Annotated in this window: 12 protein-coding genes and 1 pseudogene; 7 read left to right on the top strand and 6 right to left on the bottom strand. The window is 58.3% G+C overall.

All coding sequences use genetic code 11. From position 1 onward, the window contains the following. Nucleotides 1-119 precede the first annotated feature (119 nt). Nucleotides 120-830, top strand: a pseudogene (locus tag PH558_RS34295) (winged helix-turn-helix domain-containing protein); the annotation flags it as partial. 108 nt (nucleotides 831-938) lie between these two features. Beyond that, nucleotides 939-2,861, top strand: a complete 1,923-nt coding sequence (locus PH558_RS25515; RefSeq protein ID WP_285207289.1) for an ATP-binding protein — start codon at nucleotides 939-941, stop codon at nucleotides 2,859-2,861. A 73-nt stretch (nucleotides 2,862-2,934) separates the two neighbouring features. On the opposite strand, the gene PH558_RS25520 is transcribed toward PH558_RS25515, so the two are convergent. Beyond that, a complete protein-coding gene (locus tag PH558_RS25520; RefSeq protein ID WP_285207292.1) occupies nucleotides 2,935-3,912 on the bottom strand; it encodes an alpha/beta fold hydrolase in 978 nt (325 codons plus the stop codon). Between the two features lie 282 nt (nucleotides 3,913-4,194). Here PH558_RS25520 and PH558_RS25525 point away from each other — a divergent pair, with 282 nt between their 5' ends. Further along, nucleotides 4,195-4,713: a helix-turn-helix transcriptional regulator gene (locus tag PH558_RS25525; RefSeq protein WP_285207293.1), complete on the top strand. Its 519-nt coding sequence runs from the start codon at nucleotides 4,195-4,197 to the stop codon at nucleotides 4,711-4,713. Nucleotides 4,714-4,881: 168 nt separating this feature from the next. On the opposite strand, the gene PH558_RS25530 is transcribed toward PH558_RS25525, so the two are convergent. Both PH558_RS25530 and PH558_RS25535 read right to left on the bottom strand, forming a co-directional pair. Further along, nucleotides 4,882-5,223 carry a response regulator transcription factor gene (locus PH558_RS25530; RefSeq protein ID WP_285207294.1) on the bottom strand — a complete coding sequence of 114 codons (342 nt, stop codon included), beginning with the start codon at nucleotides 5,221-5,223 and terminating at the stop codon, nucleotides 4,882-4,884. A 199-nt stretch (nucleotides 5,224-5,422) separates the two neighbouring features. Continuing rightward, a complete protein-coding gene (locus PH558_RS25535) occupies nucleotides 5,423-6,049 on the bottom strand; it encodes a response regulator transcription factor (protein WP_285207296.1) in 627 nt (208 codons plus the stop codon). Nucleotides 6,050-6,336: 287 nt separating this feature from the next. On the opposite strand from PH558_RS25535, the gene PH558_RS25540 reads away from it, so the two are divergent. The 3 genes from PH558_RS25540 (at nucleotide 6,337) to PH558_RS25550 (ending at nucleotide 10,880) form a co-directional block, all read left to right on the top strand. After that, nucleotides 6,337-8,784, top strand: coding sequence for an MFS transporter (locus tag PH558_RS25540; protein WP_285207299.1), 2,448 nt, complete (start codon nucleotides 6,337-6,339; stop codon nucleotides 8,782-8,784). A gap of 420 nt (nucleotides 8,785-9,204) precedes the next feature. Beyond that, nucleotides 9,205-9,630 carry a GlcG/HbpS family heme-binding protein gene (locus PH558_RS25545; protein ID WP_285207300.1) on the top strand — a complete coding sequence of 142 codons (426 nt, stop codon included), beginning with the start codon at nucleotides 9,205-9,207 and terminating at the stop codon, nucleotides 9,628-9,630. Between the two features lie 14 nt (nucleotides 9,631-9,644). Continuing rightward, a complete protein-coding gene (locus PH558_RS25550; RefSeq protein WP_285207301.1) occupies nucleotides 9,645-10,880 on the top strand; it encodes an LVIVD repeat-containing protein in 1,236 nt (411 codons plus the stop codon). An 84-nt stretch (nucleotides 10,881-10,964) separates the two neighbouring features. Here PH558_RS25550 and PH558_RS25555 read toward each other — a convergent pair whose 3' ends face one another. Next, entirely contained in the window at nucleotides 10,965-11,978 is a 1,014-nt protein-coding gene (locus PH558_RS25555; protein ID WP_285207303.1) for a zinc-binding alcohol dehydrogenase family protein, read from the bottom strand. 103 nt (nucleotides 11,979-12,081) lie between these two features. Between PH558_RS25555 and PH558_RS25560 the strand changes: the two genes are divergently transcribed. Next, on the top strand, nucleotides 12,082-12,483 hold the full coding sequence (locus PH558_RS25560) for a winged helix-turn-helix transcriptional regulator (RefSeq protein WP_285207305.1): 402 nt from the start codon (nucleotides 12,082-12,084) through the stop codon (nucleotides 12,481-12,483). 49 nt (nucleotides 12,484-12,532) lie between these two features. Here the strand turns inward: PH558_RS25560 and PH558_RS25565 are convergent, their stop codons facing one another. Together PH558_RS25565 and PH558_RS25570 are read right to left on the bottom strand one after the other, a co-directional pair. Further along, nucleotides 12,533-12,679 carry a hypothetical protein gene (locus PH558_RS25565; protein ID WP_285207306.1) on the bottom strand — a complete coding sequence of 49 codons (147 nt, stop codon included), beginning with the start codon at nucleotides 12,677-12,679 and terminating at the stop codon, nucleotides 12,533-12,535. Nucleotides 12,680-12,797: 118 nt separating this feature from the next. After that, complete coding sequence (locus tag PH558_RS25570; RefSeq protein ID WP_285207307.1) at nucleotides 12,798-13,274, bottom strand: DUF992 domain-containing protein; 477 nt, start codon at nucleotides 13,272-13,274, stop codon at nucleotides 12,798-12,800. Nucleotides 13,275-13,371: the final 97 nt, after the last annotated feature.

Here is a 13,371-nt window from a genome sequence, read left to right on the forward strand (position 1 = left end):
AGAGCCCTTCACGAACCTATGAGTTTCGATGGCGAGCCAGACTTGCTAGGGGCACCGGTCGGAGCTAGACGGACAAGGCTCCCACGGGATCCTTCTCCGGAGCCTTCGCGGATCAACAAATGAAGGAGACATCGAAGGTGACGGTTCTCCGATTTGCGGAATTCGAACTGGATGCTCGACATCGCAAGTTCAAGAAGAACGGCGAGCCCATTCGTCTCGGTTCGCGCGCATTTGATCTTCTAACCGCCCTGGTCTCGAACGCTAACCTGCCGATAAGCAAAGATGACCTTATCCGGGGAGTGTGGCCCGACACAGTGGTGGCGGAGGGCGCTCTCAGGGTGCATCTCGCGAACCTTCGCAAAGCCCTGGGTCTCGGCTCTGCCTACCCCTTCATCAGATTTGTCCCTTCAAAGGGATACATTTTTGAAGCGAAGGTCGAGCGTTGCAATCAAAGCACCTTGCCTCCGATGAACGGCGTGAGTTCGCTTCCGGCACTTAATGTGAGGATCGTGGGGCGAGATGCCTTCATCGAAAGTTGCCAGTTAGAGTCATCGGGCTCCGTCCTGACGATCGTCGGACCGGGCGGAATAGGAAAGACGACGGTTGCCGCGAGGCTTGTCGAACGGTTAGCACCCGATTTCGCCGAGGTTATCTTCGTCGATCTTGGCGCGCTGTCGGGGTCCGGCCGAGTTGCCGTTTCGTTGGCTTCCAACCTAGGTTTGACGTCCTTCGGTGAAGATCCGACGCGAGGCATAATCCGTGCGATCGGCGATCGGCGACTTCTCATTTTCTTCGACAACTGCGAACACCTCATCGAGGAAGCCGCGCAGGTCATCGAAGAAGTTGCCGCTCATTGCCCGTCCAGCAGGATCATTGCCACGAGCCGCGAACCGCTTCGTATTACCGCAGAGGTCGTGAAGCGGCTTGGCCCGCTTGCCATGCCCGCCGACGACGGGGCGGACTTGGACGTCGCACAATTTCCGGCCATCGAGCTGTTTCTTGATCGTGCATCGCTGTCGATGGGAGACGAGTGGGTCAAGGAACTTCCTGGCCTGAAGCCGATCGCCGAAATCGTTCGCAAGCTGGACGGGATTCCGCTGGCAATCGAACTCGCAGCGGCGCGCATCGTAGATCTTGGGATCGTGCCTTTGCTGAATTCGCTCGACAGTCCGCTTTCGGTGCTTCGCAGAGGAAGAAGAACGGCGCCGCCTCGCCAACAGACTTTGCGCTCGACACTAGACTGGAGTTATAACTGCCTGTCCGAGGACGAGAAGGAACTGCTGATGGTTCTCTCCGTGTTCGCGCGCGCATTTACTTATGAAGGCGCAGCCGCGGTAGCCGGGGATTTACTGTCCGAGGATGCGTTCGATGACGCGTTAACCGGCCTGCTCTCGAAATCTCTTCTCTCCCAGCGCGACGCTGGTGGCAGGCTCAGATTGCTTGAGACCACGCGAGAGTATGCAACATCGAAACTTCAGGAAGACTCAAAGGCTCCGAGTGCCCGTGCAGCTCACGCCCGCTACGTCCGCGAGCGGTTGACTGCGGCCGAAACGGATTGGGATCAACGTTCGACGGCCGAATGGATGTTCGTCCACGGGGATATCATCGACGACCTGCGCTCGGCCTTGCGTTGGGCGTCCACGACCGGACAGGATGGCGTCTTCATAGACCTTGCTGCTCACTCTGGCCTGGTTTGGACGCAGCTCGGTCTGATGGGCGAGCAGTTTCTTGTGGTGCAGGAGGCGATCGCAATGCTTGAGAGGCAGGAAAGCAATCCAGCCGCCGAGACTCAGCTACGATCCGCATACGGCGCCATCGCCTACAACTTGCATAGCGTCAATGGCGATGAAGAAGCAGTGCGCCAGTTTGGACTGGCTGCCAAAGCCGCCGAGCATCTCGGCGACCCGCTAAAGGCCCTGCGCGCATATAGTGGCATCTGCGCGATCTTGACCGTCCAGGGGCGATATCAGGCCGCGGACGAGCTCGCCTGGAAGGTTGACGCGGAAATTGGTCCGCCCGCCCGGCCGACGACGGTCCGCATCGCGGCTCACAACGCCCACTACAAGGGCAACCATGACGACGCGATGAGGTTCGCCCGCGAAGCTCTGGATACCAACGGCAGTCGCAAGAAGGGTACCACGACGAGCGGCGCCAGCTTCGGGCAGCGTCTTCTCGCGTTGATGGTCATGGCAAAGACGGCATGGATCACCGGCAGCGCTGGCACGGCCTTGGTAATTTTGCGGAATCTGCTGGATGAGGCTGCCCACATTGATCACCCGATATCTTCCTGTCTTGTTCTGTCCGTTGGAGCGGTCCCGATGTTTCACGGAATGGGACTCGTAGACGACGCACGCGGCTCGCTCGATCGGCTCCGCCACCTGGCCGAAACGAATTCGCTCTTTCGGTGGGCCGAATGGGCGGACGGTTACGAGCTGTTTGGCTTTCGTCGGCAGGGGGATCTAAGCGGCTCGCCGGTGACCGAAGACCTTATCAGAGGCGCACACGGACCTCGCCTGGAAAACACCGTCGTCGTGGCCGGTGAGCTTGCGCCCGCCAAATTGATCGAACTGTCGCTTGCCGGTGACGCAGGCTGGTGCAGGGCCGAGCTCTACCGTCTTAGGGGACTGCTGCACGCTCGATCAGGCCTGGACGGACGTGAGTGGATCGAACGAGGCCTCAGGCTTGCGTCAGAGCAGAAGGCAGTCCTCTGGGAACTGCGATGTGCGCTTACTCTTCTGGAAATGGAAATTCCGTCCGCCCGTGCAGTTTCCAGGGCGCGGGTAGACGCCGTCCTTTCCAAATTCAATGAGAATCCGCCAGCCACGGAGCTCGCTGCCCTAACGCGGGTCCTCGACGCCTGATGCGTTCCCCCGGAAAGCAACTGCTGCTGTATGCTCCCCCTGACGCGAACCTGCATCAGAAGGAGCATAAATCTTAGGCCTTCACGAACGCGAGAAGATCGGGATTGATAACGTCGGCATGGGTCGTGAGCATACCGTGCGGATAGCCTTCATAGACCTTCAGTGTTCCGTTCTTCAGAAGCTTCACTGACAAACGGCCGGAGTCGTCGATCGGAACCACCTGATCATCGTCGCCATGCATGACCAGCGTCGGGACGGTGATCTTCCTCAAGTCCTCTGTCTGGTCGGTTTCCGAGAAGGCCTTGATGCCGTCGTAGTGTGCCTTAGCGCCACCGATCATACCCTGACGCCACCAGTTTTGGATCGTGCCAGGATATACCTTGGCGCCTTCGCGGTCGAAGCCGTAGAAGGGGCCGGAAGCGACGTCCAGGAAGAACTGGGCGCGGTTCGCAGCAAGTGCCGATCGGAAACCGTCGAAAACCTCGATCGGAGTGCCTCCCGGATTGGAAGCCGTCTTGACCATCAGCGGAGGTACGGCGCTGACAAGAACAGCCTTGGCAACACGGCCCTGAGGCTGGCCGTACTTGGCCACATAGCGTGCGACCTCGCCGCCGCCGGTCGAGTGCCCGATGTGCACGGAATTCCGCAGATTGAGGTGCTCGGCCACCGCTGCAGCATCCGCGGCGTAGTGGTCCATGTCGTGGCCCTCGCTTACCTGCTGAGAGCGTCCGTGACCACGACGGTCATGTGCAACAACACGGTAGCCGTGCTGTACGAAGAACAGCATCTGAGCATCCCAGTCGTCCGACGAAAGCGGCCAGCCGTGATGGAATACGATCGGTTGTGCATCCTTCGGGCCCCAGTCTTTGAAGAAGATGTCGACGCCGTCTTTTGTCTTGATGAAGGATTCGGTCATAGGAAATGATCCTTTGTTGGAATTGGAGGTTGTTTTCGTCGCTGCGAAGACCGGGCTGGCCAGTGCAAGCGACAACGATGCTCCGGCAAGCAGTGCCTGCCTGCGCGAAAGTTCAAGTGAATTGTCGCGGTTCATGTCGACTCCTTTGTCGCTGCTCGGCTGCGAATTCCCGCCGCCGTCACGATGAAGTCGAAATTAAAGGGGGATTGGCCGCCCTTCTTGTATGTTCCGGCCGTTTAGCTGAGGACGTCCGTGGTCATCGAGCGCCTACTCCACCGCTTGACCGATCGCTCGTCTTAGCGATTGCCCTGGCCTCATTATCCTTTGGTTTAACTTCGCGAAAACCACAGTTCAATCGTCAAACCTGACCGCATTTTGCACTTTCGGATCATTCTTGACAGCCAAAGAGGTTCCGAAATGAACAACCCCTCCTCCATTGCGCCGATCCATCATTCAGATCTTGCGGTCCTGATCATCAATCCATTTTCGGACGAACTTCCCGCCACCGAAACGGTAGGCGGCGTCATCCCTGCATATTGCCCCAGCGGCGCGAGCGGCGGACCGAATCGAGGCAGCCTGGTACCGTGGCAGCGGAAAAAAATTCTCGCATATATCGAAGCGAATCTTTGCTCGACTATCCGGCTCGAGCAACTCGCGGATCTCGTCCACCTCAGCGTCAGCCACTTCTCCCGTGCGTTTCGTGTCACCTTCAACCAGGCACCCTATGGATACATCCTCGAACGTCGCATGCTCCTAGCCAAGGACCTGATGCTTCACACGAACACGTCCCTAAGTCAGATCGCCCTTGAGTGCGGGATGACCGATCAGGCTCACTTCTGTAAAGTCTTCCGGAAGACGTTTGGAATATCGCCCAACCGCTGGCGTCGACCGCACCGGAAATCGGCAAACACTCCAGCCAGCCAGACACTCCACTGACTCGGCCGGCACAAGGCACCACGCTAACAGAAGCCCGCCAACTGCCAGGTTGCGGGCTTTTCTTCTTATCCCGACGGTAGCAGGATGCCATCAAGCGAGATGGCCATCTAGCAGCAATCCCGAAAGCGGACGTTCGCGCCAGGTGATCCAATATGAGAAGGGGTTAAGCTACACACCCTCGAGACAGCGGATAAGGTCGATCGCCAGGACCGGTTTGTGCAAGAAATCCTTGGCTCCGCCCGCTAATGCCTTTCGACGTATCCTTTCGTCCTCAAGGCCTGTCATCATAACAATCTCGATGGTAGGGCGTCGCAGCCGGGCCAGATCCTGAAGCTCAAGACCGGACATCTCCGACATATTCACATCGGTGAGCAGCAGGGAGACTGCATCGATCTTGTCCGAATCGAGAAACGCCCTCCCCGAGTTGAAAGAGATGGCTTCATAACCCATCGACTCCAAGAAGGCGGAGGTCGCCTCGAGCACGACTTCATCGTCATCGACGATCGCCACCGATTTTTTTCCGCCAGGCACGGTCTAATCCTTCCTCGTCTGGCGATTTTCGTATTCGACCCGCCAAGACGCACATTCTCAAGTACGCGCACTGGCTGCTAGTTGTAATTATACCTTTGTATCTTGCCATGACGTTTCGATCCACGACCATGGCGCCGGCGAAGAGATGGATGGCCCGCCGTTCGATGCCTACCGCGGTCTAAGCGCTTTGCTTGAGAAGCTCGACCTTCCGCACGAGATCCGCAACCGATGCTACCCGCATCTTTTGCATGACGCGGCCGCGGTGGACCTTCACGGTGATTTCCGAGACGCCGAGCTGGTAGGCGATCTGCTTGTTCATGCGACCGGCGACGACAGATTCCATGACTTCATACTCGCGCGGCGTCAGGGTGCTAGCGAGTTCTTCCACTTCGGCGGTCGCTGACGCGGCCGACCGTCTGGAGAGGTCCCGATCTATGGCGACGGAAACGGCGTCCAGAATCTCCTGGTCACGAAACGGCTTCGTCAGGAAGTCCAGCGCACCAGCTTTCATGGCGCGAACCGTCATGGGCACGTCGCCGAATCCGGTCATGAATATGATCGGTAGCTTGTTGCCCAGCGCGATAAGCTTCGACTGCAGCTCCAACCCGCCGAGGCCAGGAAGCCTCACGTCCAGTATGAGGCAGCCTGGACGATCCGGGAGTGGCGCTGCCAGCAGGTCGGCAGTCGAGCCGAAGCCTAACGTCTCGATCCCAACTGAACGCAGTATCTCGGCAACGCTTTCGCGCATGCCTTCGTCGTCTTCGACCACCACCACCAGGGGCTTTTCTGCTTTGCGTTCTGCCATTCGCTGACTTCACCCTCGTCCGCTCCCTCAAGCAACGGGCGCGTCATGACGATCTATCCCCTCTCGGCCTCGGTTGCCAAGGAATGACGGGCACGCGGGTGCTGGATCGTACAAATTGCCCTGGCGAATTCGAGCTATCTAGCCTGATTGAACGATGCGCCCTTGCTTCGCTGCAGCCAAGTGGGCGCATGCACACACACCTTGGAGTCTTATAAGTGGCTGTACCCGCGACCTCGCCAACGTTTCCCCCAGGCATGGTGACCTCCAGAGAGGCCTTTGGCGGCCAGATGACCAAGCGGATTCTCATATCGAGTCTGATCGGAACGTCAGTCGAGTTCTACGACTTCTATATCTATGCCACTGCCGCGAGTCTTATTTTCGGACCCCTATTCTTTCCCGCATCCGTGCCGTCTGCTGAATTGCTTGGCGCCTACGCCAGTTTCGGCATCGCGTTCCTTGCGCGCCCAATGGGAGGGGCGGTGTTCGGGCACTTCGGAGATCGTATCGGCCGCAAAGCGACTCTCGTGGCGTCCCTCTTGTTGATGGGAGCGTCAACCGCCTCGATCGGAATGTTGCCAACCTACGCCCTTGCCGGCTGGCTAGCTCCCGTCCTCCTGTGCATGCTTCGATTTGGTCAGGGATTGGCGTTAGGCGGAGAATGGACCGGCGCCGTTCTCCTTGCCCTGGAAAACGCACCGCCTGGCTGGAAGGCTCGGTTTGCAATGTTCGCACCTCTAGGCGCCCCGATCGGCTTCCTGTTGGCGAACGGGCTCTTCCTTGTCCTGACCGTCTCTCTCAACCCGGAGCAATTCTCGGACTGGGGTTGGCGGGTTCCGTTCTTAGCAAGCGCGCCTCTGGTGGCAATGGGACTCTGGGTGCGCTTCAACCTGGTCGAGACGCCCGAGTTTGCAGCAGCGATCGCCGAAGCGAAGCCTGCGCGCGTACCGCTTGTCGAAGTAGCCAGGCAACACTTCACGCAAGTGGCCATTGGATCCCTAGGCGTGGTGGCCTGCTTTTCCCTCTACTACGTCGTCACTGCTTTTGCTCTAGGTTACGGCACATCCGCGCTCGGTCTCGGTCGTGCCGACTTTCTCGTCCTTGAACTTGGAGCGATCGTGTTCATGGCGATTTCAATCGTTACCGCCTGTTGGCTTGCGGACAGAGTGGACCCGGAACGTATTCTGATCATCGGGTGCATCGGCACCATCATATCAAGCATCATTCTGGCTCCCATGCTCGGCAGCGGCTCGATGTTGCTCATATTCATTTACCTGAGCTTTTCGCTTTTCGTGATGGGTTTCGTAAACGGACCGCTAGGAGCGTGGTTGCCGAGCCTGTTCCCGCCTCGTGTCCGATATTCCGGCACCTCGCTGGCGTTCAATGTTGGCGGGATCATTGGCGGAGCATTTTCGCCGATCATGGCGCAGGCACTTGCGAATCGGAGTGGGCTGGTCGCAGTAGGTTTCTACCTAGCGATAACCGCTGGCCTTAGCCTCATCGGCTTCGACGCCAGCGCGCGACGGCGTGCTGTCAGCGCGCTCGAGCGGAGCGAACGGCGATACCGGGCTATATTCGAACAAAACCACGTTTCGCTTTGCGAGTTGGACCTAGCCGAGCTTCGCGAGTACCTGGATGAGCTGATGGATCAAGGCGTCGTCGACCTGTCGGACTACGCAGTCAGGCACAAGTCCTTCTATGCCGATTGCGCACGAATGATCCGTTTTGCCGACGTCAACGATGCAACAATCGAGCTGCTCGGATCTACCACGCGAGACCGGGTCCTTGCGCCGATCGCCCAATTTCTTCCACCTGGCAGCGATCTTCTCCCGTACCTGGTATTGGCCACGAAGACGGGTCAGGAGCGGTTTGAAAGAGAAGCTAGGCTCCTAAGAGCTGACGGAAAAGAGGTCATCGTTCTCTTCATCCTTGCGTTTCCATACGATCGACAAGCATTCGACCGTGTTGCCTGCGCGATGATCGATGTGACCGAACGCGAGAAGGCAAAAGAGGCGTTGCAGACAGCTCAGGGGGAACTTGCACGTGCTGGCCGGGCTGCAGCAATTGGTGCGATCTCCGCGTCCATTGCTCACGAGGTCAACCAACCCATAGGAGCCGTGGTGATGTTTGCCCAGGCCTGTATTCGTTGGCTTCAGGCGACCCCGCCGGACATGACGGCGGCGTCCACGGCAGCCGAGCGCGTAGTGCAGCACTCCCTTCGAGCAAGCCAGATCATCCAGCGCACGAGGGAGCAGTTGAAAGGTCAGAAGAGAGAGCCTGAAATCACCGATTTGAAGGAAGTGATTTCCGATGTGGCCAATCTCCTGGAGCGGGAGCTTCTTGCTGCGTCCGCTCGGCTGACGGTCGACGCCGAGCGTTCCTCCAGGCTCGTGCTCGCCGACCGTATCGAGATCCAACAGGTTCTCGCGAACCTTATCACGAACGGTCTGCATGCAATGGCATCCACCGAACCCGCAGCCCGCGAGATCACCATTTCTGTAGAAGACGTTGAAGAAGATTTCATTTCAATCAGCGTGCGCGACCATGGCACAGGAATCGCCTCCCAGGATCTGGCCAAGCTCTTCGATCCCTTCTTCACGACAAAGGCAGAAGGCATGGGGATGGGGCTCGCGATCTGCAAGACGATCGTTGAGGCCCACGGAGGCACTCTGACCGCATACAGCCACGAAGGTGGCGGTGCAGTATTCATGATGAACTTGCCAGCATCAACTCCTTGATGGCAGCGGCGTGAGGGGAGCGACCCTCGATTTGCGAAAGAATTCGAGGGTCGCTCGCGAGTCCGGCATGTGCCGCCTCGTGGTCGAAGGGATGGCGGATCACCTTCGCGGGTCAGCGGTCGATTGAGGGGGCGTCGATCCATCTGACGCGACGATTAAAGGGATGATCAGGAAGACTTTATTGTACGATCGCGGCCCACGGTGGGCGTAGGAACAGCGATCAAACACATTTGCCGCAAGCGACAATCTGAACCCCGAGCCATTCGACGGGAACGTCTGTCTAAGTCGTCCTGACGATGCTCATCGACCACCCCACATGTTCCCTTTCCAGCCGCGCTTCTTGTTCGCGAAGCTGATACTTACAAGACCGGCGCGCGATTTCCTTCAAAATACCTGGAGTTGAAACGAAAGGCGTTTTTCATGTCGAAACTTTTGCAGATATCTCCCGTCATTTTCCCCCTCGAAACAGCTCAATCAATCACCAAGAGAGCAATGGAGAAAATTGCGGAGATTGGCGTTCCTCACACTCTCACAGTTGTCGACGGCGCAGGCAATCTAGTACTTGCAACCCGGATGGATGGGGCGGCCATCGCATCGATTGACACATCGTTGGCGAAGGCACGAACGGCCGTCTATTTTGGCGCGACAACCAAAGAACTTGGGAATGCTGTGGCTGACAAAGGCCCGCTCGCTACAATCCAAACGTCTGCGAGCGTTCCCCTCGCCTTCGTTGCCGGCGGAATCCCCATTCGGGATAGTGCCGGAGTGGTTGTCGGCGGGCTCGGAGCTGGTGGTGCCAGTCCTGAGCAGGACCACGAAGTGGCGACTTACGCCCTCGGGCTGTGATAGGAGGGGCGACAATGTCCATGGACCTTACCCGACCCGAACTGTCTGACCGCTTCACGCAGATCTCTCACTCGGATCAGGGAAACCGACCTGACGCCATGCAACTTCAGTACTGGCGGGACCACGTTTTCGTCGGTCATCTGTTCAGTTCTGGCTTTTCGGTGATTGATGTTAGCGACCTTCGAAATCCGAAGACGCTGAAGTTCTTGCCCGCTCCGGCCAACACCTGGAACATTCACCTGCAGGCGGCCGACGAGCTGCTGCTTGTGATCCACGCCAAGGATCTATGGAAGGAGTTCGATGCAGAACAAAACTATTATCGCGGTTCCGTCGGCTCACGCATCAAGGGTGAAGCGAACTGGAGTGCGGGCGTCGCGATCTACGACGTGAGCAACCCCGCAGATCCCAGGCAGATTTCGTTCCTCTCCATTCCTGGCGTGGGCGTCCATCGATTATGGTACACGGGAGGCAGGTTCGCATACGCCTCGGTCCTACCAACCGGGTTCACTGACTATATCTTGATGATCATCGATCTCGCTGATCCGACCAAACCAAAATGGGCCGGGCGGTACTGGCTTCCGGGCATGAACGAGGGCGAAGGCGAGTCTCCCAACTGGGACGCTGCCAAGTGGCGATACGCCCTCCACCATGCGATCGTCTCGGGCGATACCGCCTATGCTTCCTGGCGAGATGGCGGCCTCACGCTTCTCGACGTTAGCGACCGCAACGAACCAACTTTGATCGCTCGCCGGAACTGGTCCCCGCCCTTCGGCGGAGGAACTCACACGGCATTACCGCTGCCCGGTCGAGATCTTGTCGTGGTTGCCGATGAGGCCACCGCGGACGATCTGGCGGACGGCTTGAAACACATCTGGTTGTTCGATATCCGCGATCCGTCGAACCCGATCAGCATATCAACGCTGCCGACGCCTTCAGAACGAGACTACGGAAAGAAGGGTCGCCACTTCGGGCCGCATAATCTGCATGAAAACCGTCCAGGAAGTTTCGTTTCCGAAACGATAATTTTCGCAACGTTTCAAAACGCGGGCCTGCGGGCGTTTGATATTTCGGACCCATTTGCGCCGAAGCAAATTGGCGTGTTCGTGCCAGGAGCACCCAATCGCGTTGTCGATCCGAGACCCGGTGGAATGCCCGTCATCCAGACTGCTGACGTATATGTCAGGAGCGACGGAGTTGCTTTCATCACCGACTATAACGGTGGAATGGACATTGTTGCCTTCGCTGGATGAACGGCTCAATAGCTTCTCGATCACCAGAGAGTAGCAAGGTCATGAACCCGGTCTGATTGACCGGGTTCATGGTGTCTAAGGCGCTCAGAAGCGCTCGAGAACGATTTTGCCTCGAGCCTTCCCGCTTTCCAGCGTCGCATGCGCCTTCTTCAGGTTCGCCGCGTTGATCGGAGTCAGCGTCTCGGTGATCGTCGTACGGATTTTCCCCGTGTCGATCAGGCGCGCTACTTCATTCAGCAGTTTCCCCTGCTCATTCATGTCGGCGGTCTGATAGAGAGAACGCGTAAACATCAGTTCCCAATGGGTGGAAACTGCCTTCCGCTTGAAGGGGAGGACGTCAAGCTTCTCGGGGTCATCGATAAGACCGAACCGACCCTGCGGGGCGATGAGTTCCACCACATCCTTGAGGTGCTTGTCCGTTTCGGTCGTCGAAAACACGAAGGCTGGAGCGCCGATGCCGAGTGCCGCGATCTGGCCGGCGAGCGGCTTGCTGTGATCGACAACGAAGTGGGCGCCGAGTTCCTTCACCCATGCCTGCGTTTCGGGTCGGGACGCGGTGGCGATCACCGTCACGTCGGTAAGCGCACGCGCCAACTGAATGGCGATCGATCCAACGCCACCGGCGCCACCGATGATCAAGACCGCATTCGCTGCGCCGGCGACCGGCTTGCGGATGTCGAGACGGTCGAACAGCATTTCCCATGCGGTGATCGCGGTCAGCGGCAGCGCTGCCGCTTCGGCGTTCGACAAGGTCGAAGGCTTCTTTCCGACAATCCGCTCGTCGACGAGATGGAACTGGCTGTTAGCACCCGGTCGGATGAGCGATCCGGCATAGAACACTTCATCGCCGACATTGAATCCCTTGGCGTCAGGGCCTGTTTCAACCACCTTGCCTACCGCATCCCAGCCGAGGATCTTCCATTGACCATTCTCGGAGGATACGCCCTTCCGAATTTTGGTATCGACAGGATTGACCGAGATTGCCTCGACCTCGACTAGGATATCCCGTCCAGACACCGACGGGCGCGGTAGTTCGATGTCTACCAGCGCGTCTTCCCGGTCGAGAGAACCTGCTTGCTTGTATCCGATAGCTTTCATTGTGCTTACTCCGTTGCTGATTGATATGTGGTTGATTTGGTCTTATGCTTGCGAAGGCGCAATACGCACAAAATTTGCACGTAGTATCAAAAAGGGTACTGTTATGGGTAAGGTCCGCTACTCTCGCTTCGACTGCAGTCCTGGATGTTCGGTGGAAGCCGCCATTGGGCTCATCGATGGGAAGTGGAAGTCGGTGATCCTCTTTCATCTTCTCGACGGGACGTTGCGGTTCAATGAGATCCGGCGTCAGGTCGAGAATGTGACGCCGCGCATGCTCACGAACCAGCTTCGGGAACTGGAGGAAGACGGCCTTATCGAACGCAAGGTCTACGCGCAGGTGCCGCCCAAGGTGGAGTACAGCCTTTCGCCTCTTGGTCGCAGCATGGAACCAATCCTCTCTGCGTTGAAGAACTGGGGCGACGCCAACATCGGCCGCTACGGCAAGCCCAAAGGACTGGCCCAAGCAGAACGGGCTGAAGACCGGGCCTCCGATACGTTTGCATAAACGCGTTCGATCGTTGCGAGAGCAGCGCATTCGTAAAATGCCCGTCGGCCTATAGGGCCGGAGACAGCTTCAGTGCGGCCAGGCCCGTCATAACGATCAGCCCGATCGCCGCAGCAACTCCCAAATTGCGGAGCCGCGCGAGCTTGGTGCGCCTCAAGGCCTCGTCGAAGGCCGCTGTGTTCCTAATGGTGGTCATCCTTTATCCTTCGATATCCTGGATCAGGAACCGTCCGGCGCCGACGCCGGGTGGAGCGCTAGCCCTCGGCATATAGCCAAGTGCCAGCGCTGCGACGTCGACGAAGTCTGGTTTCGAATTACTGGGCTGAATGAAGCGAGACGGAAGTGACGCCCGCGGCGATGTTGAAACCCTCGTCCCCCTGGAGTGCGATGGGCTGCAGCGAAATCGTGCCTCCTTCCCCACCGACAAGGACCTTGGCGCCTAGGCCAATCCCGATAGCCGCGTCGGCACTGACGCCAGCGTAGGAACCCGCCAAGGCGTTGTCGCCGCGTTTAGCTGGCGCGAAGACAAGCCAAGCCAGCTTCGCTGCCTTGATTTCCCCGATGTCGAGGCCGAACTGAGTGATCTTACCGACATAGGAATCCGACGGCCCTGGAGCCGAAGGGGCGAACACGCACTTGATTTCCTGCTGCGAGCCGACGATCGCGCCGATCCCTACCGAAACGTCGCAATCAAGTCTGCCAACCTCGACGTGTTCGGCGGCAATGGCCTGCGTCGCGTTGTTGAGGGATGCAGCCGCGAGAATGGCTGCGGCGAGTAAGTGGGTACGCATTTGCAGTGTCCTTCCAAAGGATTCGTAGTGCGCCTGACTGGAGCGCGCTATTCATCGCTCATCGCGATGCGACTGAATTGTAGGATGCCGCTGTGAG

Origin of the sequence: Rhizobium pantanalense, from assembly GCF_030182525.1 — a bacterium.
Classification (GTDB): Bacteria; Pseudomonadota; Alphaproteobacteria; order Rhizobiales; family Rhizobiaceae; genus Rhizobium.